This window comes from Acinetobacter sp. YH12128, assembly GCF_013418655.1.
Lineage (GTDB): Bacteria > Pseudomonadota > Gammaproteobacteria > Pseudomonadales > Moraxellaceae > Acinetobacter > Acinetobacter amyesii.
Genome location: NZ_VPBO01000016.1, coordinates 1 through 24,102, shown reverse-complemented (window position 1 = coordinate 24,102; position 24,102 = coordinate 1). Strand labels below are relative to the sequence as shown.

The 24,102-nt window shown below is 39.3% G+C and carries 17 protein-coding genes and 1 pseudogene; 8 read left to right on the top strand and 10 right to left on the bottom strand.

Annotated features, from left to right (window positions below):
• Positions 1-614: 614 nt before the first annotated feature.
• The 3 genes from ilvC to FTU64_RS09710 form a co-directional block, all read right to left on the bottom strand.
• The gene (gene ilvC / locus FTU64_RS09720) at positions 615-1,631 is read right to left on the bottom strand and encodes a ketol-acid reductoisomerase (protein WP_078189624.1); all 1,017 of its coding nucleotides are present in this window, start codon (positions 1,629-1,631) and stop codon (positions 615-617) included.
• A 109-nt stretch (positions 1,632-1,740) separates the two neighbouring features.
• A complete protein-coding gene (gene ilvN / locus FTU64_RS09715; RefSeq protein WP_078189625.1) occupies positions 1,741-2,232 on the bottom strand; it encodes an acetolactate synthase small subunit in 492 nt (163 codons plus the stop codon).
• The gene (locus tag FTU64_RS09710; protein ID WP_168378448.1) at positions 2,229-3,956 is read right to left on the bottom strand and encodes an acetolactate synthase 3 large subunit; all 1,728 of its coding nucleotides are present in this window, start codon (positions 3,954-3,956) and stop codon (positions 2,229-2,231) included. Before FTU64_RS09710 ends, ilvN begins: the two co-directional genes overlap by 4 nt.
• A 744-nt stretch (positions 3,957-4,700) precedes the next feature.
• On the opposite strand from FTU64_RS09710, the gene FTU64_RS09705 reads away from it, so the two are divergent.
• The 4 genes from FTU64_RS09705 (at position 4,701) to holA (ending at position 9,486) form a co-directional block, all read left to right on the top strand.
• Positions 4,701-4,997, top strand: a complete 297-nt coding sequence (locus tag FTU64_RS09705) for a DUF4124 domain-containing protein (protein WP_373683082.1) — start codon at positions 4,701-4,703, stop codon at positions 4,995-4,997.
• 128 nt (positions 4,998-5,125) lie between these two features.
• Positions 5,126-7,747 (top strand): leucine--tRNA ligase, encoded by a 2,622-nt coding sequence (gene leuS, locus FTU64_RS09700; RefSeq protein ID WP_180059684.1) that lies wholly within the window; start codon positions 5,126-5,128, stop codon positions 7,745-7,747.
• A gap of 197 nt (positions 7,748-7,944) precedes the next feature.
• A complete protein-coding gene (lptE, locus tag FTU64_RS09695; RefSeq protein ID WP_078192675.1) occupies positions 7,945-8,478 on the top strand; it encodes an LPS assembly lipoprotein LptE in 534 nt (177 codons plus the stop codon).
• Between the two features lie 9 nt (positions 8,479-8,487).
• Positions 8,488-9,486 (top strand): DNA polymerase III subunit delta, encoded by a 999-nt coding sequence (gene holA / locus FTU64_RS09690; protein ID WP_180059683.1) that lies wholly within the window; start codon positions 8,488-8,490, stop codon positions 9,484-9,486.
• Here holA and FTU64_RS09685 read toward each other — a convergent pair.
• On the bottom strand, positions 9,483-9,932 hold the full coding sequence (locus FTU64_RS09685; RefSeq protein ID WP_180059682.1) for a bacteriohemerythrin: 450 nt from the start codon (positions 9,930-9,932) through the stop codon (positions 9,483-9,485). The genes holA and FTU64_RS09685 overlap by 4 nt on opposite strands.
• Before the next feature lie 514 nt (positions 9,933-10,446).
• On the opposite strand from FTU64_RS09685, the gene FTU64_RS09680 reads away from it, so the two are divergent.
• From FTU64_RS09680 to FTU64_RS09670, 3 genes are read left to right on the top strand one after another with little or no spacing between them, the layout of a single operon-like run.
• Positions 10,447-11,799, top strand: coding sequence for a MacA family efflux pump subunit (locus FTU64_RS09680; protein ID WP_180059681.1), 1,353 nt, complete (start codon positions 10,447-10,449; stop codon positions 11,797-11,799).
• 2 nt (positions 11,800-11,801) lie between these two features.
• Positions 11,802-13,781, top strand: a complete 1,980-nt coding sequence (locus tag FTU64_RS09675; protein WP_180059702.1) for a MacB family efflux pump subunit — start codon at positions 11,802-11,804, stop codon at positions 13,779-13,781.
• Between the two features lie 10 nt (positions 13,782-13,791).
• Positions 13,792-15,195, top strand: coding sequence for an efflux transporter outer membrane subunit (locus FTU64_RS09670; RefSeq protein ID WP_180059701.1), 1,404 nt, complete (start codon positions 13,792-13,794; stop codon positions 15,193-15,195).
• Between the two features lie 35 nt (positions 15,196-15,230).
• Here FTU64_RS09670 and FTU64_RS09665 read toward each other — a convergent pair whose 3' ends face one another.
• The 4 genes from FTU64_RS09665 to FTU64_RS09650 all read right to left on the bottom strand — a co-directional run bounded on the left by FTU64_RS09665 (position 15,231) and on the right by FTU64_RS09650 (position 17,984).
• Positions 15,231-15,632, bottom strand: coding sequence for a hypothetical protein (locus tag FTU64_RS09665; protein WP_180005401.1), 402 nt, complete (start codon positions 15,630-15,632; stop codon positions 15,231-15,233).
• Positions 15,633-16,011: 379 nt separating this feature from the next.
• On the bottom strand, positions 16,012-16,728 hold the full coding sequence (locus FTU64_RS09660) for a hypothetical protein (protein ID WP_180059680.1): 717 nt from the start codon (positions 16,726-16,728) through the stop codon (positions 16,012-16,014).
• Positions 16,725-16,997 (bottom strand): hypothetical protein, encoded by a 273-nt coding sequence (locus tag FTU64_RS09655; RefSeq protein ID WP_180059679.1) that lies wholly within the window; start codon positions 16,995-16,997, stop codon positions 16,725-16,727. Before FTU64_RS09655 ends, FTU64_RS09660 begins: the two co-directional genes overlap by 4 nt.
• Before the next feature lie 48 nt (positions 16,998-17,045).
• Positions 17,046-17,984, bottom strand: coding sequence for a hypothetical protein (locus tag FTU64_RS09650; RefSeq protein WP_180059678.1), 939 nt, complete (start codon positions 17,982-17,984; stop codon positions 17,046-17,048).
• A gap of 366 nt (positions 17,985-18,350) precedes the next feature.
• Between FTU64_RS09650 and FTU64_RS09645 the strand changes: the two are divergent.
• A pseudogene (locus FTU64_RS09645) lies at positions 18,351-19,100 on the top strand (IS5 family transposase).
• Between the two features lie 100 nt (positions 19,101-19,200).
• On the opposite strand, the gene FTU64_RS09640 reads toward FTU64_RS09645, so the two are convergent.
• Both FTU64_RS09640 and FTU64_RS09635 read right to left on the bottom strand, forming a co-directional pair.
• Positions 19,201-19,695 carry a tetratricopeptide repeat protein gene (locus tag FTU64_RS09640; RefSeq protein ID WP_180004529.1) on the bottom strand — a complete coding sequence of 165 codons (495 nt, stop codon included), beginning with the start codon at positions 19,693-19,695 and terminating at the stop codon, positions 19,201-19,203.
• Positions 19,696-19,714: 19 nt separating this feature from the next.
• The coding region (locus FTU64_RS09635) for an RHS repeat-associated core domain-containing protein (protein WP_257222234.1) at positions 19,715-24,102 on the bottom strand (4,388 nt) is incomplete at its 5' end.

Here is a 24,102-nt window from a genome sequence, read left to right as displayed (position 1 = left end):
ATTCAACTCAGCTGACACAAATATAGGAGTTTTGAAACCACCCATGACTCAAAACCATCAAATTAAATTTGATTCACTTTTAAAGACCATGTTTCCAATCTTTGGCATCCCCATTAAAAACATCTTTTTTGACTGAGAAATAAAATTTTGTTCTTTTATTGCTCTACAACTTTTTTTACTTGAATACAAGGAAGAAAAAGTACTGCTTTGAATGAAGCCCAAAAAGCAAATCACTGTTGTGGACGCAAAGAGGCCACGTACTGCCTTTTATCCTTTCTAGGTACTTAGCAAATTTAAATACCACTCAAATGAGTGGGCTTCCACATTCAAATCAATTGATTGGAGAAATTAGTTTTTCTCTTTATCAACGGTTTTACTTGCCTTTATGCTGATTTCAGTAAGGCATAAAAAAGCCCCTGTTAAAAACAGGGGGCTTTTTGACTTAGAAATCAAAACTTAGTTCTTTTCTTTGTCTACGATTTTGTTCGCTTGAATCCAAGGTACGAAAAAATAGAAAAGCATGCTTTTCTATTTTTAAGGCACGTAACTTTAGATATTAAAAAACCCACTCAAAATGAGTGGGTCTTCGTATTCAAATCAATTGATTCAAGAAATTAGTTTTTCTCTTTATCAACGATTTTGTTCGCTTGGATCCAAGGCATCATTGCACGTAGCTTACCGCCAGTTACTTCAATACCATGAGCAGCATTTTGACGACGACGAGCAGTCATTGAAGGATAGTTTAACGCACCTTCATTGATGAACATTTTCGCGTATTCACCAGATTGAATACGTTTAAGCGCATTACGCATCGCTTCACGAGATTGTTCGTTGATTACTTCAACGCCAGTTACGTATTCGCCATATTCAGCATTGTTTGATACTGAGTAGTTCATGTCCGCGATACCGCCTTCGAACATTAAGTCAACGATCAATTTAAGTTCGTGTAAACATTCGAAGTAAGCCATTTCTGGTGCATAACCAGCTTCAACAAGAGTTTCGAAGCCCATTTTAACCAATTCAACAGCACCACCACAAAGGACTGCTTGCTCACCGAAAAGGTCAGTTTCAGTTTCTTCACGGAATGAAGTTTCGATAATACCAGTACGGCCACCACCAACACCTGAAGCGTAAGAAAGCGCAACGTTACGTGCATTACCAGAAGCATCTTGGTGAACAGCGATAAGATCAGGTACACCTGAACCACGTTGGAATTCTGAACGTACAGTATGACCAGGCGCTTTTGGAGCAACCATGATTACGTCAAGGTCAGCACGTGGAACAACTTGGTTATAAAGAACAGAGAAACCATGAGCAAATGCTAGCGTTGCACCTTGCTTGATGTTTGGCTCAATTACGTCACGGTAAAGTTGTGATTGGAACTCATCTGGAGTCAAAATCATAACTAAGTCAGCTTGAGCTACAGCAGCAGGAACTTCTGAAACTTTAAGACCAGCATTTTCAGCTTTTTTCCAAGAAGTAGAACCAGCGCGTAGACCTACAGTTACGTCAACGCCTGAATCTTTAAGGTTAAGCGCATGAGCATGGCCTTGTGAACCATAACCAATGATTGCTACTTTTTTGCCTTGGATGATAGATAAGTCTGTGTCTTTATCGTAAAAAATTTGCATTGCTGTCTCCGCTAAAATGCTTTCGTTTCCTTTAACTTGATACCGTGATTCTGTTTGATTATTCACGTTTCAAGTACCTCACCCATAGGAGTGAGGTGAATATATAAAATTAGATAGTTAAAACTTTTTCGCCACGTGCGATACCTGAAACACCTGAACGTACAACTTCTAGAATTGTATTTTCAGCTAAGGCATCAATAAAACCATCTATCTTTTCAGTTGTACCTGCGATTTGAATGGTATATGTCGTTGGCGTTACGTCTACGATTTGTCCACGGAAAATATCCGCAGTACGTTTAATTTCGGCACGTGCTGAACCGAGTGCTTTGACTTTAATTAACATCAATTCACGTTCAATATGAGCACCTTCAGACAAATCAACAACTTTAACAACTTCGACAAGCTTGTTGAGTTGTTTGGTGATTTGTTCAATTTTATGCTCATCGCCATACGTGGTTAAAGTCAAACGCGAAAGCGTCGGATCTTCTGTTGGCGCTACGTTTAATGTCTCAATGTTATAACCACGCTGAGAGAATAAACCTACCAAACGTGAAAGCGCACCTGCTTCGTTTTCTACAAGTACAGAGATAATATGTCTCATTGTGTGCGCTCTCCTTTGCCTAACCACATATCTTTCATTGACTGGCCAGCAACCAACATTGGATATACATGCTCTGAACGGTCAACCATCACGTTAATAAACACGCACTTGTCATTGATCGCCATTGCTTCAGCAAGCTTCGATTCGAGTTCATCTGCATGATCAATTTGAATACCCACATGCCCATACGCTTCCATTAATTTAGGGAAGTCAGGAAGTGACTCAACATAAGAACTTGAGTGACGACCTTCGTAGTTCATGTCTTGCCATTGCTTAACCATACCTAATGCACGGTTATTCAAGCATAGAATTTTTACATTCAAGCCATATTGCTTACATGTAGAAAGTTCTTGGATACACATCTGAATCGATGCTTCGCCAGTAATACACACTACTTGTTGATCTGGGAAGGCAAGTTTTGCTGCCATAGCATATGGCAAACCTACACCCATGGTTCCTAGACCACCTGAGTTGATCCATTGACGTGGACGTGTGTATTTGTAGTAAAGCGCACCAAACATTTGGTGTTGACCAACGTCTGAAGTAATGATGGCTTGGCTATTGGTAATTTTATCCAACGCTTCAACAACTTGCTGTGGCTTCATTGAACCATCAGTTGGTTTGTCATAGTTCAAACCATGAACTTGACGCCATTCATTGATTTGTTTCCACCAAGCCGCGATATCTTCTGGATTTGGTTTAGACACATTCAATTGCTTTAATTGAGCCAACATTTCAGTCAATACAGGCTCTACTGCACCCACAATTGGGATGTGCGCCATAATTGTTTTTGAAATCGTTGCTGGGTCTATATCAATATGAATGACTTTCGCATTTGGACAGAATTTCGCTGGATTATTGGTTACACGGTCATCGAAGCGCGCGCCCACACACAGAATCACATCTGCATTGTGCATCGTCATATTGGCTTCGTAAGTACCATGCATACCCAACATGCCGATGAATTGTTCATCATTGCCCGGATACGCACCAAGACCCATTAAGGTACTGGTTACTGGATAACCCAGTAAATGTGCAAGTTCTGTCAACTGTGCAGAAGCATTGCCTTGAACCACACCGCCGCCTGAATAAATAATTGGGCGTTTAGCATGAATCAATTCATCAATTGCTTTACGAATTTGACCTGAGTGACCACGATGCGGCGGTTGATACGAACGCATTTTCACTTTTTCAGGATATTCGTAAGCAAATTTCTCTGCAGGATTCGTCGCATCCTTTGGAATATCAACGACAACAGGACCCGGACGACCACTTGAAGCGATATAAAATGCCTTCTTAATAATCGAAGGGATTTCGCTTGCATGACGTACTTGGAAGCTGTGTTTTACGATTGGGCGCGAAATACCAACCATATCAGTTTCTTGGAACGCATCCTCACCGATCAAATGGCTTGCAACCTGACCTGACAAAATCACCATTGGGATTGAGTCCATATAGGCAGTTGCAATTGGAGTTACGGTATTTGTTGCACCCGGACCAGATGTCACCAGTACGACACCTGTTTTACCTGTGACACGTGAGTAAGCATCAGCCATATGACCAGCAGCTTGCTCGTGGCGCACTAGGTAATGATTGATTTTTTCTTGTTGAAATAGCGCATCATAAATATGCAGTACTGCGCCGCCTGGGTATCCAAAAACATGTTCAACGCCTTCGTCCGCTAAAGCGCGTACGAGCATTTCACCACCAGATAAAAGTTCCAACGTGATTCACCCTAATCTTTTTTCACGCACAAATGGAGGGCATTTGTCGTGGTTAATTCATTAACTGTGTGCTCTGTTATAGCACACAAATTTCATAGTTTTCATAGCAATAAGAAAAAAATCTGACCTGCTTGCTGTTTGAGCAATATGGGGTCTAAAACATGTTGGGATAAACATATTTTGTTGGCTTTGTTCAACTTCTCGGCTAGAGAAGAAGTCCATTGCTAAAATGCACTCATTCGAAGGGTGATCGATCTAAGGCATATAAAACTAAAGACAGCATTTTTGTAGTTTCAACCATTAAAGTCAAGTTTAAAAATCGGCTTTTTTCTGATTACTTACAGACCGTTTGTTTTTTAAGCATACTCCCGTTCTTTGCATTCTTTGTAGTTTGTTTATTTATAACCAGTTAGCATGCATTTAATAAAATACTTTTATAAATCTAATAAATAAATTAAATGAATGGCTGTGGGTTTTTCATTCAATTGCCTCACTTTCAACTTAAGGCATGGATTGGATCATAAGAACCCAACATTTTTATTGCTCATTAATTCCACAATTCATCATTCACAAAGTTACTCATCCCACGCGATGCCCCTTTTATCCTTTGTGCTAAAAAATGCATAGATTCTGCTGTCAAAAAAGCGCAAAATTTTCAGCATAATTTTGCATGATCACTATAACTTTGGGACTGAATTTATGATGAAGACGACGATTGCACGAACTGCCTGTATTTTATCTAGCATGGCGTTTTGCCTGACCAGTTTGGACCTTTCAGCGAAAGAATATTACAAATGGGTGGATGCTAAAGGTTCAACGCATTACACCACCACGCCACCGCCAAAAAATGCGCAGCGTAAAGGTAAAGTAAATACCTATGGCGCAACAACGACTACGCAATCAACTCCAGCAAAAAACCAAGAAGAGGTTTCACGTGAAGCCGAACAGTCGAATGAACAAAATGAGCAACAAGCAGAACAACAACGCGAAGCCAATGCAGCACTCCGCCAAGCTCAAGCGGTAGCTGCCGCAGCACAATAATTCACGCCAAAGTCCTGCTATATCGACTTAAATTATTTACATCTAGGCAGCATCGCAAAATTCACTCTAGGCGTATTTTGCGCTATGCTGTAGCACAAACTTTTTAACCGTTATTTCTATTTACGTTTATGACTACTCACATTGACCCTGAATATCAAGCCAGTGCGATTGAACCTACAGTCCAACAAGACTGGGAAAATCGCAAAGCCTTTAAAGTTGCCGACCAAGTAGAAGGACCACGTCGTTATATCCTCTCTATGTTCCCTTATCCAAGTGGCAAACTGCATATGGGTCATGTGCGTAACTACACCATTGGTGATGTGATCAGCCGTTTCCACCGTTTACAAGGTGAAACTGTGCTACAACCCATGGGTTGGGATGCTTTCGGTTTGCCTGCTGAAAATGCTGCAATTGCCCATCAAGTCGCTCCTGCAAAATGGACTTTTGAAAACATTGATTACATGCGTAATCAGCTTAAAAAGTTAGGTCTTTCTGTAGATTGGGATCGTGAATTTGCAACTTGCACACCTGAATACTACCGCTGGGAACAATGGTTATTCGTACAGCTTTATAAAAAAGGTTTAATTTACCGTAAGCTTTCAACAGTGAACTGGGACCCAGTAGACCAAACTGTTTTAGCAAACGAACAAGTTGAAAATGGTCGTGGCTGGCGTTCTGGTGCATTGGTCGAAAAACGTGATATTCCAATGTACTACTTCCGCATCACTGACTATGCGCAAGAATTACTTGACGATTTAGAAACATTAAAAGACGGCTGGCCACAGCAAGTTTTAACCATGCAACGTAACTGGATTGGTCGCTCACAGGGTATGGAAATTACCTTCCCTTCAGCGAATCCAGACGTTTATGCAGATGGTTTAACTGTATTTACCACTCGTGCTGACACACTCATGGGTGTGACTTATGTTGCAGTTGCAGCAGAGCATCCAATGGCACTTAAAGCTGCGGAAAGCAATCCTGAGCTTGCTGCATTTATTGAAGAATGCCGTATGGGTTCTGTTGCTGAAGCAGACCTTGCGACTGCTGAAAAGAAAGGCATGGCAACAGGTTTGTCAGTTAAGCACCCAGTTACAGGTGAAGAAGTTCCTGTTTGGATCGCAAACTACGTTTTGATGTCTTACGGTTCAGGTGCGGTGATGGCGGTTCCATCACACGATGAACGTGACTTCGAATTTGCGAATAAATATGGCTTAACCATTAAGCAAGTGATTGATGCCAAAGGTGCAGACGATGCAGAGTTTGACGCAACAATTTGGCAAGAATGGTATGGCTCTAAAGACGGCAAACTGGTGAATTCAGGCGAATTTGACGGCTTAGACTTACAAGGGGCGTACGATGCATTCCTTGCAAAATTAGAACCGACTGGACTTGCCAACTCGAAAGTTCAATTCCGTTTACGTGACTGGGGTGTTTCTCGTCAGCGTTATTGGGGTTGTCCAATTCCAATGATCAACTGCGAAAAATGTGGTCAGGTTCCTGTACCTGAAGAACAGCTTCCAGTTGTATTGCCAACGGACGTGGTGCCGGATGGTTCAGGCAATCCACTCAACAAAATGCCTGAGTTCTATGAAACCACTTGCCCATGCTGTGGTGGCGATGCTCGTCGTGAAACAGATACTTTGGATACCTTTGTAGAATCATCTTGGTACTATGCACGCTATGCATCTCCAGATTTCACTGACGGTATGGTGAAACCTGAAGCGGGTCAAACTTGGCTTCCTGTAAACCAATATATTGGTGGTGTTGAACACGCGATTCTACATTTACTTTATGCACGCTTCTTCCATAAATTGATGCGTGATGAAGGTGTGGTACAAGGTAACGAGCCATTCACCAACTTGCTTACTCAAGGTATGGTGCTTGCGGATACCTACTACCGTGAATCTGAGTCAGGTAAGAAGACTTGGTTTAACCCTGCTGACATCGAACTTGAAAAAGACGAAAAAGGTCGTATCACTTCTGCTAAATATAAAGAAGATGGTCAGGACGTTATCGTTGGTGGTCAAGAGAAAATGTCGAAATCGAAAAATAACGGTATCGACCCGCAAGCGATTATTGATCAATACGGTGCAGATACTGCACGTGTATTTATGATGTTCGCTGCACCACCAGATCAATCACTAGAATGGTCTGACGCTGGTGTTGAAGGTGCAAACCGTTTCTTAAAACGTGTATGGCGCCTAGCAACTGGTTTCCTTGAACAAGGCAACTCTGCTGCAAACATCGACAAAGCGACACTTTCTACCGCTGCACAAGACTTACGTCGTAAAACACACGAAACCATTCAAAAAGTGGGTGATGACATTGCTCGTCGTCATGCCTTCAACACCGCCATTGCTGCGATGATGGAACTTTTGAATGCAAACAATAAGTTTGAAGCGAAAGATGACAATGACGTTGCCGTTGCACGTGAATCAATCACGACTCTTCTAACTTTACTTGCTCCGTTTGCACCACATTTAAGCCAAACCTTATTGGCTGAGTTTGGTATCGAATTAACATCAGCACGCTTCCCTGCTGTAGATGAATCTGCGCTGACTCGTAATACACAAACGATTGTGGTGCAAGTAAACGGTAAGCTTCGTGGCAAATTAGAAGTATCTGTCGATGCCTCTAAAGATGACATTCTTGCACAAGCAAAAGCATTACCTGAAGTTCAACAATTTTTGACTGGTCCAACCAAGAAAGAAATTGTGGTGCCGAATAAATTAGTGAATTTGGTGGTTTAAATTCCTTATATTTCCTTCTCTCTTTGGGAGAAGGTTGGGATGAGGGTAATTAACCTCTCCCTAACCCTCTCCTATGAGGAGAGGGAACAAAAGGATTTCACAATTCCCAAACAAAGCCCGTTGCCAGTCAACGGGCTTTGACTTTACAATCCACACAGGATTTCAACATTATCCCTTCGGGAAACAGAGGACACTTTATGCACTTGGTTCAACGTGTTGCTGCAATTGTATTAACTATGGGCCTGAGCGCAGGCATGGTCGGTTGTGGTTTTCATTTAAAAGGCACCAACCCTGCTGCTGTACCTGTAGCCTATTCCAATATGCGATTGGCACTTCCTGAAGATACGGATGACTTACATGAAAAGTTAGCGATTTATTTAGGCTCTGCAGGCGTGCAATTGAGCAATAATCAAAATGCCTATGTCTTACATGTGTTGGATTACACTCCGCGTCGTTTAGAACTCAATGGTAAATTGGTTGAAACTTTATTGCGTTTGAATGTGACGTTCCAAATTGAAGATGCCCAAGGCAATCCTGTAACTGAACCCCGTACATTGATGGCAACACGTAGCTACCAATACGACGTTGCAACCGTGAACACCGATGACCAAGAAGAAAAATATTTAAAACAAGTGATTATTGATGACATTGCACAACAGATCGTGCGCCAAATTTCATCAAACCGCTTACCGAAAGCAAACCCACTAACTGCACCGACCAAAGCTGAGTAATTTTGATTTATGAAACTTGACTATCTTCAGGCATTAAAACGTGTAGATGAAGCGCAAGGTGCCTGGGTGCTGCATGGTCAAGAGCCTTTACTTGAACAAAATCTCCTGGATGCATTTCGTAAGAGTTGGAACACTCGAGAAGTCGAGCGTCAACGGTATGATATTAGCTCTGCTGCTGATTGGAAACATGTCTTTAATGCTTTAAATAGCTTGTCATTATTTTCCAGTCAACTGGCAATTGAGGCACATGGCAGCATTAAACCCGATGCCAATGGACTAAAATTGTTAAAAAGCTATTTGCAGCAAAATGAAAGTAACTTGCTGCTCGTGGTCATGCCGAAGCAAGACAGTGCGAGTTTAAAGACCAGTTTTTTCCAAACCATTGATGCCAATGGAGTCAATGTTGCACTGACTGCAAACTACCCTAAAGATCGTCAGCAAATCTTAGCCACCGAGGCGCAAAAGCTCGGCATTCAACTCGCCAATGATGCTTGGCAATGGCTAGAGCAGCATCATGAGCATAATTTACTGGCTGCAAAAAATAGTTTAATGCGTGTCGCAGATACTTTTCCTGAAGCTGAAATGATTCAGATTGATCATCTGTACTCTTGCTTACAAGATCAGTCACGCTACACCACCTATGATTTAAATGATGCAATGCTGCAAGGCAATTTGGCGCAATCAATTAAAATTTTTCAATATTTGATTGCCTCTGGTGAGCCGATGTCACTCATTTTATGGAGTATCAGCAAGGAAATGCGCTTGCTGATGCAACTGTTTGAGCAACCACAAAATGCCTTACAAATTGGCATTTGGAAGACCAAGGTCGAGCTGTATCAACAAGCTTTACGCCGTTTAAATGCCAATGAGTTTTTGACGTGGCCTGCCCTGTTGTTACGTTTAGATGCCTCGATTAAAGGTTTGGGACATGAAAATGCCGAACATCTGATTATGCAAGCCATTGCTCAGATGTGCGGTAAAAGGTTATTTCCGTCCCTGTTGACTTAACTAAAAAAGCGAGCAAACCAACTTTTGCCTTTTTTCTGTTCCTGCGAGCGCAGATAGTGCAGCATATTGTCTCGCACTGAATCTACATAATCTTGATCATCATGCTGAATGTGATTAATCAGCCATTTAGACAATAAACGATATAAATCTTGTTCAACCGAAACACCATTTTCAAATTTGGTTCGATACTCATTCAGTCGCCTCACAAAATGCTCATGAATCCCACGATGAGACGGCAAATACTGATAATGTACCTGTTCCAATAAATTTTCTTCAAAGCTGAAATGCGATTGTGTATAGTCAATCAAATCATCCAAAACCTCTTTGATTTTCTCTCGACTGCCATTCAGGAGGATTGCTTCCAACGTATTGATATAATCTAAAATCTGGCGATGTTGATTATCAATAACATCAATGCCGATATTATATTTTTCATTCCATTCCATATCTAACCCCGACTTATATTCCTATTTTATTTTGTATATTTAATGAAAAAAAACCACTTATCATTAAACCCATAATTTTTTTATGGGTTTTGATCTTAGCTGCATTTTTAGAACAAGACTATTGCAAAAAATCACACACGCTCAACAAAAACTGTGCACACTAAAGCACAAACACAATGCATATTTTTATTTTAATATCATTAACATAGGCTACAAAAAAGCTTTATAGCACCACTTTTTTTAATTTTCATTCAACTTTTTTCTAATTTGAAATTAGATTCAAATAAATAGGCATGAAATATGCTTTTTGTACTTTAATTGGCATTTAGTTACAGTTAAAAAATTATTTTACGCAGTAGAATGAGTCTGTTTACAGATTCTGCTAAGTCCCTTCATATCAATCGGAAAGCCTAAAGGGAAATAATAATCATTACTTCTTTGCTAAAATATTCACAATTTATCCGTATTTAACTCTTATAATTCAAATAACTTTCTTAACGCTTTACTGCCAATCATGCCAAAAATAAAACCAGCAAAATTGATCGTAGCCATCATCGCTGCTCTGGCGATCGCTGTCACAGCATGGCATTTTTTCAAACCAAAACAAGAGCAACCTCAGTACATTACGGCCGAAGTCAGCCGTGGGGATATTGAAAACTCAGTGCTTGCCACTGGTGTGCTTGAAGCAACTAAAATGGTCAGCGTAGGAGCGCAGGTTTCAGGTCAAGTAAAAAAAATGTATGTGCAACTTGGCGATGAAGTAAAACAAGGTCAATTGATTGCGCAAATCGATTCGGTACGTCAGGAAAATGACCTTAAAACAGCCGAAGCCAGTATTAAAAATCAACAAGCGCAATTGGCAGTAAAAAATGCAAATTTAGCCAAAGTCGATGCTGAATATAAACGTCAGCAAGCGATGTACGCTCAAGATGCGACTAGTCGTGCAGAACTTGAATCTGCGCTAGCAAGTTATAAAACTGCGCAAGCTGATATTGCAGCCATTAATGCACAAATCGAACAATCACGTTTAACTTTAGCGACTGCAAAAGAAGACTTAGGCTATACACAAATTGTTGCACCAATGGATGGAACCATCGTGGCAATTGTGACTGAAGAAGGTCAAACCGTAAACGCCAACCAAAGTGCGCCAACCATTGTGAAATTGGCAAAGCTCGACACCATGACCATTAAAGCTGAAATTTCTGAAGCTGATGTGATGAAAGTCCAAGAAGGTCAAAGTGTTTACTTTACGACGTTGGGCGACAGTGAAACAAAACACTATGCAACCCTGCGCCAAGTTGAACCTGCTCCAAACTCAATCAACACCGAAAGCAACAGCAATACCTCTTCGTCTTCAAGTACTGCGGTTTACTACAATGCGTTATTTGATGTCCCAAATGAAGACGGCAAATTGCGTATCGATATGACTGCTCAGGTGTATATCATTTTAGATGAAGCCAAGAATATCTTGACTGTACCTGCCGCAGCCGTACAAACCTCGAACCGTCCACAACGTAGCCGAAATAATACGTCTACCGATGGTGAATCTGCTGATAAAAATACCAACGCAGAAGCTAAATCGAATAAAGATAATCCAAACCGTCCTAAACGTTTAGAACTGACTGAAGCTGAAAAAGCATTGGTCAAACAAGGTAAAGCGAGCGTTGCTATGGTACGTGTATTGCAAGCGGATGGTTCTGCACAACCTCAACCTGTATTACTTGGTTTAAATAACCGTGTGACCGCACAAGTTATCCGTGGCCTAAAACAAGGTGACAAAGTCGTGATTGCCGACGGTTCTGATACTTCAAATGATTCAGCTAAACGCAGCAACCGTGGTGGTGCTGGCGGCCCAATGAGAATGTAATGATGAGTCAAAATCAGACGCCTCTACTCGAGGTCAAGAATCTGACTCGTGAATTCCCTGCTGGTGAAAGCACAGTCCAGATTCTAAAAGGGGTTAATCTTGAGATTTACCCAGGTGAACTGGTGGCGATTGTAGGTCAGTCCGGTTCTGGTAAATCTACCCTCATGAACATTTTGGGGTGTTTAGATAAGCCAACCAAAGGCAGTTACAAGGTCAAGGGGCGTGAAACCCGTGAACTTGAACCTGATGAACTGGCACAGTTACGCCGTGAATATTTCGGCTTTATTTTCCAGCGTTATCACTTACTCGGTGATTTGAATGCTGCGGGTAACGTCGAAGTTCCCGCTATCTATGCCGGTGCAGATGCAACCGAACGTAATGCACGTGCCAAGCAACTGCTGACCGACCTAGGATTGGGTGAAAAAACTCAAAACCGTCCGAGCCAACTCTCGGGTGGTCAGCAACAACGTGTGTCGATTGCCCGCGCCCTCATGAATGGTGGTGACGTTATTCTTGCCGATGAACCCACCGGTGCATTGGATAAGAATAGTGGTATTGAAGTGATGCGGATTTTACGCGAACTCAATGCCAAAGGTCATACCATTATTTTGGTCACGCACGATCATAATGTTGCAAAAAATGCGACTCGAATTATTGAAATTTCAGACGGTAACATCATTTCAGATCAGCCCAATGTGCCTGAAACAGATGATGAACCTTTAGAAAAGCAACAACTCGTTCCAAACACCCAGAAAAAAACCTCGAGTTGGCGCTCTGCCGTTGACCGTCTTGGTGAAGCATTCCGTATGGCGATCCTTGCCATGAATGCACACCGGATGCGGACCTTCCTCACCATGCTCGGGATTATTATCGGTATTGCCTCTGTGGTCTCCGTGGTGGCCTTGGGTAATGGTTCGCAAAAGCAAATTTTAGAAAATATCAGCAGCTTGGGAACCAATACCATTACGGTTTATCAAGGTCGAGGCTTTGGTGATAATTCCAGATCATCCCAAGCCAAAACATTGATTCCTGCCGATGCGACGGCCCTTGCTGAACAGCCTTATGTCGATGGCGTTAGTCCTTCAGTCAATTCATCTGTTACAGCACGTTTTAAAGACACTGAAGCGTCGACCACAGTGAATGGCGTGAGTGAAGATTTCTTCTATGTCAAAGGAATGAACTTCGCTTCTGGTCAACCTTTTGATAAAGAAAGTGTGACTGAGCAAGCGCAAGATGTGGTGATTGATAGTAATACTAAAAATACTTTCTTTGCCGATGGCACCAACCCTGTGGGTCAAGTGATTTTATTAGGCAGTGTGCCGAGCCGTATCATTGGCGTGATCGAAGAACAAAAAAGCATGATGGGCAACTCAGATAGCCTGAATGTGTATTTACCGTATTCAACGGTCATGAGTCGTATGCTAGGTCAGTCGAATGTGCGCAGCATTATTGTCCGAGTGAAAGATGAATACCCAAGTGCTGCTGCTGAGAACGCCATATTAAACTTATTGGTGCAACGTCATGGCGCGCAAGATGTCTTTACACAGAACTCCGATAGTATCCGTGAAACCATTCAACAAACTACGCAAACGATGACCTTGTTAGTTTCTGCAATTGCGGTGATTTCATTGATCGTCGGTGGTATTGGGGTCATGAACATTATGTTGGTTTCGGTGACTGAGCGTACTCAAGAAATTGGTGTACGTATGGCCGTGGGTGCCCGTCAAAGTGACATTTTACAACAGTTCCTGATAGAGGCGGTGTTGGTGTGCATCTTAGGCGGTGTGCTTGGGGTTTTATTATCTTTAGGTATTGGACAATTGATTAGTCATTTTGCCGGTGGAACATTCCAAATGGCCTATTCAACGACGTCTATTGTTGCTGCATTTGTCTGCTCAAGTATGATTGGTATTGTGTTTGGCTTTATTCCTGCACGTAATGCCGCACAGCTTAACCCTGTCGATGCGCTTTCTCGTGAATAAGGAAATAATGATGCAAATGACCTTAACTAAACTTGCAAGTGCCTTCATTCTCGGAAGTAGCCTAGTCGGCTGTGCCGCTGTGGTTAAGACGCCGTATGAAGCTCCTGCAACACAAATCCCGACGCAATTTCAAAATGCGAAAGCCATGAGTCAGCAAGTTCATGCCGATACGTATGCTGACCAATGGTGGACATTGTTTAATGATGCTCAATTAAACCAGTTGGTGAATCAAGTTTTAGCTGCCAATACTGACCTCGCTGTTGCAGGTATTAATTTACAGCAAGCTCGACTACAAGCAGGTTTGGCTGAAAATAAACAAGGGCCACGCGTGAGTTCAAGTGTTTCAACTGGACATAACTTTGACCTTAACTCAGGTGATGACTCATCAAAAGGTGTATCACTCAGTGGTGGCGTTAGTTATGAAGTAGATTTATTTGGTCGTTTGGCTAGCCAGACTGAGGCCGCAAAATGGGAAGCTTTAGCGACTGAACAGGACCTACAAGCCACTGCCCAAAGCTTGATTGCAACAACAGCAAACCTATATTGGCAACTTGGCTATTTAAATGAGCGCTACAGTATTGCGCAGCAAAACTTAGCCAGTACGCAAAAAACCTATGACTTGGTCAAGGTGCAATATAAAGCCGGCGCTGTGTCAGGTTTAGATCTAACGCAAGCGGAACAGTCGGTCCAAAGTCAAAAAGCAACCTTAAGCCAAATTGCCCAACAAAAAGTGGAGACACGTACTGCATTGGCTGTGTTATTGCATCAACCTGTGCAACAACTGAATATTTCAGAGCCGCAGCGTTTACCTCGAATTGCATTACCGACGATTGCAGCAGGTTTACCTGCCGAGTTGTTGTCTCGCCGTCCAGATTTACAAGCGAGCGAATTAAGATTACGTAAAGCTTTGGCAAATAAAGATGCAACGAAAGCGAGTTACTACCCTTCGATTAGTTTGACTGGCAGTTTAGGCTCGAGTAGTACCTCTTTGAGTAATTTATTACAAAACCCAGCTTTGGCTTTGGGTGCAAGTTTAAGTTTACCTTTCTTGCAATATAATGATATGAAGAAAGACCTTGCGATTAGTGATTTAGATTATGAAAAATCTATTATTCAATATCGTCAGACCTTGTATCAGGCTTTTGCCGATGTGGAAAATGCGCTATCCAATCGTACTGAGTTAAGTCAACAAGTTGCTTTGCAAGAGCGTAATGTACAGCTTGCAGAAAAGACTGAGCGTTTGACTGAAGTACGTTATCGAAATGGTGCCATTGCGTTGAAAAACTTGCTTGATGCACAAGAAACCACACGTAATGCGCGACTGTCTTTGGTTCAAACCAAACAGAGTCAATATAATGCTTATGTAACTTTAATGCAGGCGTTGGGTGGAAGTCCGATTAAGCAATTGCCTTAAGTCCTTTAGATGTAAAAAAAGCCCTGAGGGGCTTTTTATTTATCCATCATTTTAAACATCGTAAATTCAAAATTATCTTTTGCACTGATTTCTTCTGGCCGCTCTAAATTCATTTTATTTTTTCTTATGACAGCATCATGCCAAACGGGCAATGGTTTGATATACAATAAAATTCTTCGCGCCACAAAGTTACACACATCAAAGGGATAAAAAAATAATACTGGAACCCAATTATAGATATAAATGATCCGAAATAGCTTCCAGGTCTCTTTCCAGCTTTCTTTTGCGCCTTGAACATTTTGACAATAAATCAGTTGTTTAAAAGTATCAATTGTCCCATACATAGGGTGAGGTTTCGGATAAAGCTCTTCTGGTCCTTTCATTATAAAATGACAAATAAAAGCCCATAAACCTTGGGTACGGAATATTCTAATCATTGGAAAGCCAATCACAAAGGTATGTTTTAGGATGCCGTCTTCGATGATATGTGCCCGAAGCTCTCGTAATGGAATGCAGATAACCCAAAACTACTGCCCATAATATAAACCACACCTGTTCATTTCTTTTCTATATATTCTTGATAATTAATATAGAAAAAATTTACCTGCTTTCTGTTAAAAACAGCTTAAAATAGTTGGGGTTTTCCTCATGTTTATAGTAACAACATATAAACCCAAAAATCGGGAGTCCTATTACATACATCAAAACAACAATTATAATAAATTTTTCAAATAATCAATAATCATTTTTATTCCACTATTATTTTAAAAATAACACCCAACCTAAAAAAATCATTTTAACCTCTTGATAATAAAATTATTTAAACCTTATTTTAACACATTTAATAAAATACAATAAAAATAAAAATAAAATATTGACATAAGTTACACAAAAAAATGTTACAACAGATCCAATTAGAAATAAGCCAAAATCATAAAAAGAATCATTACCACCATTAGAAAAACTACTTACGCCAAAAAAAACATAAGGAAGATTTTTTCCAAAAACAAAACCAAAAATAAAAAACACAATCACAAAAAAATAAAATATTTTATGAAAAAAACTCCTATTAATTACTAGTTTATTTAAACGATAATCCTCTCTTTTCTTATAATCAAATTCAAGACCAAAAAATGAAGAATTAATAGCATCAAAAATAATAATTCCATTTTTTTTCATTAAATAAAATAAATCAAATAAAAAATAAATAATGAAAAATAAAAAAAGAAAATATATATTAAAAAATCTTGAACCAAACTCAAAATACATAAAAACAAAACTAAGAAAAACCAAAAAAGACGAACACCAATCTCTAAATAAAACCAAAAATGTTTTTTTAAAAAAAACAAATGAAAGAAAATAAACAACTAAAAATGAAAAATTCAAAAACAATAGCAAGCTTTTATTATCACCAAATAAATACAACATAATATTAAAAAACAAAATTACAGTAAAATAACAAAACATTGTAGCCAATTGAATATCAGACTTAACATTGTATGGAATTAATTTTACATTATTAATATTTTTCATATTATTGGCTCAAACTTAAATTCTTGGTTCTCATTAGAAATTTTACTTGTATTTTCCACGCTAATTTTTATAATTTTTTGACGTATAGTTTCCCAAATTGCTTCCGTTTGATCTTTTGAAATTTGTGCCCAAGGTACACCACTTGTTCCTAATCCAGCTGCATCTGCTTTTTCTAAATAAAAAGATGCCGCTAACATAGCTATTGCACCTGCTGCTATTACAACTAAAGCACTACCACCAAGTATTACTGCAGCTACACCGACAATCACAGCCGCCAACCCAGCAACTAGAGCTTTTGAGAAGTCAATAATAATTTGTCACAAAAGTTCGCTTAGTTTTTTATCAGGGTTATCATTAAGTATCCACTCCAAAGTATCAGCAGCGGCCACTAAAAATAATCCGAAAGGTGATCCTTTAACAGCAGTGGTAATAATTTTACCACTTGTTTTAATTGCTCCTACAATTGGAGAGGTTTGTAAATTTGATTTTAGATCATGTGCTAACTCATAGATTCCACCAATCATAGTTACTTTCTTATTATTAACTGAAATAGTAGTTAAATTCATATATTTTTTCCAAACAGCTCTACCTTGGAATATCAAAAGTAGCTTTCCAGTCTTAGATCTTTTTAAATAGAATTTTAATTGATGCAACTTACCATTTTTATCCCTCCCCTCCATTAAAGGAATAAGAATAGTAGTTAAAACAAGCTTCCTATTCTCTCTAGAATACCAAAAATTTTCAGCTGCATAAGCTCCAGCAGGAAAATACTTTGCATCAAAATTAAATGATGCTAATATTTCAAATATAAAGTGTCGGCAAGACTTAGCCTCCATATTTAGAAAGTCCACACTTGTGTATATTTTTTCCTCAATACCTGGATAATCTTTTATTTCAATCAGATAACCATCCAATCTATTATCTGAAGCATCTTGCAATACCTTATTGTATTTATTTTCATTCATTAGTTTTGTAACAGTTTTTTTCATTTCTTCTTGAGAACTGATATTTATCTCCTCTTTACTATTATTTTTCCTTCCTAATACAAAGTCCTTAAAATTAGAACTGGAATACAATAATGGTCCAGCATACTTTGAATCTTTTGATTTTTGAGTAGGAATTCTTTTAATAATCTTCCCTTTTGATTTTACGTTTACAAACCCTCTATAGCTGTATGGTAAAAACAACTGCTCAGACTTACCATTTTGTATTTTTTTATTTTTTAATCTCCCCCAAGAACTATCATAGAAAACCACATCACCATCTAAAAAAACATCATAGGTTTCTCCTTATTAATAAAAACTTAATTATATGATGATTGATTGTATAATAAATTTTAGGTGCAGACTTATTCATACCAATATTATATTACCAAATAAGTATTTAATGATAATTTAATAAAGCTATCCCGATAAATCAATTCCACTTTTATCTATACTAATTTCCAACTTAGTATACTCACCAATTATTCAATCATACGAAATTGATAATTCTTGAATAGATTTCTTTGCCTCATTAAGAAATCCATTTAAGAACTATTTTAGGGCGTGTCCTCATTTGAAAAATTGGTTTTAAATACTTAAAATCCTCCTTTAAGCTCTTTTGATTTCTATATTTTTTCAATGGCACGTACTCTTCTCACCGATGATATCTGGCAGCAAATTCAAGATACTATGCGATTACACGGTTGTTACTGTTCAAAGAATAGTAGAAATATCATGGAAGCGATCTTATGGAAACTGCGTACAGGCGCCACATGGCGTGATATTCCCCAAGAATTTTGTCCTTGGCAAACTGCTTACAATCGCTTTAATCGTTGGGCAAGCAAGGGATTGTGGGATAAATTTTTTTTAGATTACGAGGCATCTTGGATCAAGAATGGGTATTCATTGACGGAAGCTACATACGCGTGCATCAACATGCAAGTGGAGCTCGGCATGGTTTCGAAAGAGCAATTGGACAATCACGCGGTGGACGAACAACAAAAATACATCTTGCAACCGACGTGAATGGATTACCGATTGATTTTAAAATCACTGAGGGTGACGTCCACGACAGTCAAGTTGCAAAACAACTGATTGATACGGTAGACGAGGCAACTTATCTCATTGCTGATAAGGGGTATGATGCTGAGCACATTAGAATATATGCCAAGCAAGAATATGATTCCCATTATTCCATTGAGATCAAACAGTAAGAGATCGAATAAGGAATTTGATAAATATCTATATAAATTAAGACATTTAGTTGAAAATGCTTTTGCGAGATTAAAACATTTCCGTGCTATTGCAACTCGATTTGATAAACTGGCACGCAATTATAAATCTATGATTCGTATAGCCTGTATATTTATTTGGTGCAAAGCCAAATGAGGACACACCCTAGTAATTACATATCATCAAAAAAAACTATGATCAAAATATCTCAACATAATACCTATAATAATTTAAGACACCCACAAATAATGTAAAGTTATTTAGAGTTAAATTCACCATTTTCAAGTCTTTTTAAATACTCTTGCGCTACCTCCTCACCATTTAAAGCAGCCTTATTTAACCATTTTTTTGCATTTAAATTATCTTTTTTTAACCCATTCGTACCTAACAAATAGGACAACCCTAAATTTAATTGAGCCAAACTATAATTTTGTAAAGCAGATTTTTCCTCCCAATATAAATATAAATTAGGATTTTTTTCTAGTCTTTCTCCAAATGCATATTCGCCCGCCAATTCATCTTGTGCTATTGGATCTCCTTCTTGAGCTGCTTCTGTTAGATACTGAATATATAATTTTGGATTTGAATCTTTATAGCTAATAGCTATTTCATAATTCTCATTATCACTTAAAACATTAATTTCAACATTATGCTTATCCTCTTGATTATTTTTAATATCATTCATAACATTCTTTGTATTAGAACAAGAACAGATTAATAGCACCATTAAAACTAAAACACTTTTTTTCATTTGATAACCTCAATAAATATTAAAATCCACTAAACCACTGAGAAGACGGTGGAATATAAATTGGATCTGGCTTTGGATATTTTTTCGCTTCCTCAGTTCTTCTTTTAATCTCCTCTCTACACGTATCATCACATGTGTAATTTCTACAACTCTCAAACCTTTGGCTAGTAACTCTTGCTTCCCCCCCTGTAGCACCAACTGACGCCACATAGCCTCTAGTAATCCATGTATACCATCCTACTGATCGAGCTTTTCCTATATGTGTATTACCAACTGAAACACCTTTTACAACGCTTAGCGCAACTCCTTTATCTACCCAATCCCCGTTAAAAACATCAGGTTCAATTCTACTAAGCCCATCTTCAAACGTTACAGAATTCATGCCAAAAGCGCCAACAGAAAGCCCTTTGGAATAACCTACTCCCCCAGCATAAATTTGTACTTTTGCTCTTCGCCCATTCTTGCACTCACTCGTTAGGGTAAAATCCCCCCCATTAGCAAATGCTAAACTTACTTGGTATGCACTGCCCGTCCACTGTATCAACCCTAATGGATCCACCCACAGATTCGGATCACTTACATAACTACTATTATTTACCCCCCCAAATAAGCCAATTGGATCCTTACTCAAATACCTTGCACTATGTGGCTCATAATATCTGTAACGGTTATAATGTAAACCTGTTTCACGATCAAAGTATTGTCCCTGAAATCGGATATTGGTTTGTTCAAGTGAGTTTTCACTCGCCTTGATCCCTAAAGAAGTGCCCCATGTATCCTGTTTGATTTCCCAAACGCATTCACCTAACTCATTACTTAGTGTTTGTGGTGTACCCACTTGATCACAATGATAAAACGTAACCCGTTCTAACTCAGCCTTATTCTTCCGTGTTTCAGTTTTCCATACAGGGTCTTTATAAACTGAGTAAGGTTCTGTTTGGAACTTTAAGTAATCTGGCGTTTCGATTAATTTAATAAATCCTGCATAGCCTGTTTGTAATAATGGTACAAGGCTATTCGGCTCATAAACATAATGTTTGGTATATTGTGTTTGTTCATTACTGGATTGTTGTGACTCCCAAATCATTAAGTCACCATCCCAACCAAATAACGTTAAGCTGTTTTCTATCGGGCTATGTTTATATAAGCGTCGCCCAAAGACATCATAGCCATAAGTCGTGACTTGACCATTATTGTCACTTCGCTCTAAACGATTCAGGTTATCCCAAGTCAATTTAAGCGTTTTACCAGCTTGGGTGGTTTCAACCACATTGCCCAGTGCATCGTATTTATAGTGTTTGCCTTGATATTGCGTAATCAGGTTATTTTTCACTTGTGATGATTGTGTCGCAATCGGGTCAATCAAGTTACCCGCTGGGTCAAAGGCAAAGCTTTCTGTAAGTTGCGGACCTTGGCTTTTGATCAATCGTCCAATTACATCGTATTGATAGTTGAGTTGACCTAAGCGACTGTCCTCAACTTGGGTCAGTAAGTAGTTTTTATCGTATTGATAATGACGTTCTGCTTGATGCTGTACACGGCCTGTAGTTTCTTGTTCTGGTCGAATAATTTGTGAACTCAGCAGACCGACATCATTATAATTTTTGCTTTGAATTAAGCCATTGGCCAACATGCGTACTGTTTCACGATGCAAATCATCACGTTGGAATGCCACCATATCTTGTTGGTTAAAGGCGATGCCATAGATATGCCCTGAACCATATGTCAGATTGGTTTGGACTTGTCCATCTGGGCGGATAGTCTTGCTTAAGTTGCCCAACTCATCGTATTCGTAACGCAACACTGCAGTCAGCGGCTTTAAATTTGGCACGTTATAGTGCTGATGTTCGCGTACCAACTGCCCGAGCGGATTTCGATAAAAGTTAATTTGGCTTTCTTTATTTGTCACCTGGCTGAGTTGATTATTCAGGTTGTATTCGAATTCTTCGGTTTGACTATGACTTGTTTGCACATGCATATAGGTTTTTGAAGCGATTGAGCCATCTGGGTGGTAGCCAAATTGGGTCAGGATATTCAGTTGACGGATTTGGAGTAGTTGTCCATTTTCATTGTAGCTGTAATACTTTTCTTCGCCATCAAAGGCTTGTTCATGCACCAACTGCCCAAAACGATTATAACCAAATAAATATTCGGCATGGTTTTGGTTGATGAGTTTCTGAATCCGACCTTGTTTGTCCCACTGATAGCCAATTTGGTGTCTATTGGCATCAATTCTTTGTTCAAGTAAGCCAACAGTATTGTAGCGATATTGTGTGACTAAGCCTTTGGTATCGGTATGTTTAAGTAATCTTCCTTCTTGATCATGTTCAAATTGTTCTTTGAGTCCATCAGGATAAACAATAGTTTTGAGCTGTCCTTTATCTTTGCCTTGGGTGCTGTAGATGTATTTCACTTGCTGCGCATCAGCAGATTGTTGTGCGGTAAGTGTTCCTTCCTCATCGTACTCCCATGCGCTTTCTTTGCCTGAGCAATCGCTATAAGACACCATTTGTCCAAGGTCGTTATATTGGATTTTTTTAGAACCGCCTTTGGCATCAATAATTTCAACAATTTGATTATCATTATTATATTTATACTGTGTTGCATGACCTAAAGGATTAATTTCCTTGGTGACATTACCATCAGCATCATACTCTTTTTCCCAGATATTGCCTTCGGGGTCTTTGGTTTCAGATAAATTCCCTGCTTCATCATAGGCAAAATGGATGATACCACCATTGGGTTGAACAATTTTAATTAGCTGGCCTTGATCATTATAAACCTGTTCAGTTTCCAGCCCTGCAAAGTCAATTTGGCGGGTGATGCGTTTTTGACTGTCACGCGAAAGCCACTTTTCTCGTCCATCGGCTAAACGTGTACGATAGGTAAAGCCATCTAAGTCAAAATAATAATAAGTTGGCACATCATAGGCATCATACACCGCCACCTGACGTAAACGCGGGTGCCACTCTAAACGTGTTTTGAAACTACCGTCATCAGCCCATTCTGCGATCGCCTTAGCTTTGGAGTCAGTCGACTCATAACGAATATTTTGTCCACGCCCTGTACGGTCAGTATAACGCATTAATTGGTGTGCCTCGTTATACTCATAACTACGGGTATGACCATTTTGATCAATCACCTTGATCAAATTCCCTTGTTGATCATATTCATAACGCGACAAAGGCTCAGGCTGCTCATCAACAAAAGCTGCGATAATTTTAACTTGATCATTAAATGCAAATTTAACTTTATGCTTTCCACTTTTCAATTGGAAATCGATTGCTTGTAAATAAGCAACTTGTTCCAACAAAAGATATTCAAGTACAACTTTTTCTTCTGTTTTTTCATTAAACTGCTGTACAAGATGGTAATGCCGACCACCATTAAAACTATGAAAATGAAAGTTCCAATCTGAACCAAAATTCAACAACAAGTCTTCATTTTCTAGAGGTTCTACCGTGAAGCCTTCATAGGGTACCGTATATGCCTCATACAAAATTGACTCTGGGAGCTGATGCTTCCGTCCATTGCTATCAATAAAGAGATAACCGTTTAAATTTTGGAGAATGACATTAGAAAATGGCATCATCCAGCGAGCGCCAATCATACTGTCATCAAACTCATCCATTTGTGAATTGTATTGACGACTAAAAGAAAAACCCACTTTAGATAAATAAAAATCGGTATGATTCACGCGTTCCGCACCAATCGAATAACTAATGCTGTTTCCAGATTGAGAGTCTGCTCCCATACACGATGAATTATTTAAGGCATCAACTTGTAAATATAAAAACTCTAAAGTATCACCTGTCGTATGCTGTTCGTGCTCACCTGTTTGGTTTAAAGGCACACTCGCACTGGCTTTATTGCCTTGTTTTTTGATGGCTTTTAAAGTTTCTTGAATAAGCCATGCCAAGGTATATTTTTGCCCCGCATTGCTTTGTTTTTGAATTTCATTAGGAAGTAAGCTCAATGCCTGAGTTGCTTCGGTTTGCAATAATGTACCTGTCTGTGCTTTTCTAATTTTAGGTAGCATATTGGCAAGTGCGCTGGTTTTACTTAAATCAATCAGCGGTTTTGCCCAATTGCTAAATTGTTCTGCCGGATCTCGTTTTTCAGCACTTGCACCAAAGCTAATAGTCGGTGAAACCAGCCCCGACTGAATAGGTGCTGCAAAAGTGTTTAATATTGATGTTCCTAAATTTGTCGCACCTGAAAGCAGGCTAGGTAGTTTGGCCTGTGTTTCAGTCAGAAACTTTTCTAAATCTCCTGCCATTTGTGCATTCAGATGCAAAGACATACGGCGAAGATCGGCCTCTTGAATTTTGCCATTTTCTGGATAGAGCTTTTCAGCCATTAGCCCCAACAAAGGACGCAATGCCATACGTACATGCGCTTCAGCTT

What these genes read in the sequence shown, in the direction of transcription:
- ilvC (WP_078189624.1), bottom strand. Translation starts at nt 1,631, where the DNA reads ATGCAAATTTTTTACGATAAAGACACAGACTTATCTATCATCCAAGGC.
- ilvN (WP_078189625.1), bottom strand. Translation starts at nt 2,232, where the DNA reads ATGAGACATATTATCTCTGTACTTGTAGAAAACGAAGCAGGTGCGCTT.
- FTU64_RS09705 (WP_373683082.1), top strand. Translation starts at nt 4,701, where the DNA reads ATGGCGTTTTGCCTGACCAGTTTGGACCTTTCAGCGAAAGAATATTAC.
- leuS (WP_180059684.1), top strand. Translation starts at nt 5,126, where the DNA reads ATGACTACTCACATTGACCCTGAATATCAAGCCAGTGCGATTGAACCT.
- lptE (WP_078192675.1), top strand. Translation starts at nt 7,945, where the DNA reads ATGCACTTGGTTCAACGTGTTGCTGCAATTGTATTAACTATGGGCCTG.
- holA (WP_180059683.1), top strand. Translation starts at nt 8,488, where the DNA reads ATGAAACTTGACTATCTTCAGGCATTAAAACGTGTAGATGAAGCGCAA.
- FTU64_RS09685 (WP_180059682.1), bottom strand. Translation starts at nt 9,932, where the DNA reads ATGGAATGGAATGAAAAATATAATATCGGCATTGATGTTATTGATAAT.
- FTU64_RS09680 (WP_180059681.1), top strand. Translation starts at nt 10,447, where the DNA reads ATGCCAAAAATAAAACCAGCAAAATTGATCGTAGCCATCATCGCTGCT.
- FTU64_RS09675 (WP_180059702.1), top strand. Translation starts at nt 11,802, where the DNA reads ATGAGTCAAAATCAGACGCCTCTACTCGAGGTCAAGAATCTGACTCGT.
- FTU64_RS09670 (WP_180059701.1), top strand. Translation starts at nt 13,792, where the DNA reads ATGCAAATGACCTTAACTAAACTTGCAAGTGCCTTCATTCTCGGAAGT.
- FTU64_RS09665 (WP_180005401.1), bottom strand. Translation starts at nt 15,632, where the DNA reads ATGATTAGAATATTCCGTACCCAAGGTTTATGGGCTTTTATTTGTCAT.
- FTU64_RS09660 (WP_180059680.1), bottom strand. Translation starts at nt 16,728, where the DNA reads ATGAAAAATATTAATAATGTAAAATTAATTCCATACAATGTTAAGTCT.
- FTU64_RS09640 (WP_180004529.1), bottom strand. Translation starts at nt 19,695, where the DNA reads ATGAAAAAAAGTGTTTTAGTTTTAATGGTGCTATTAATCTGTTCTTGT.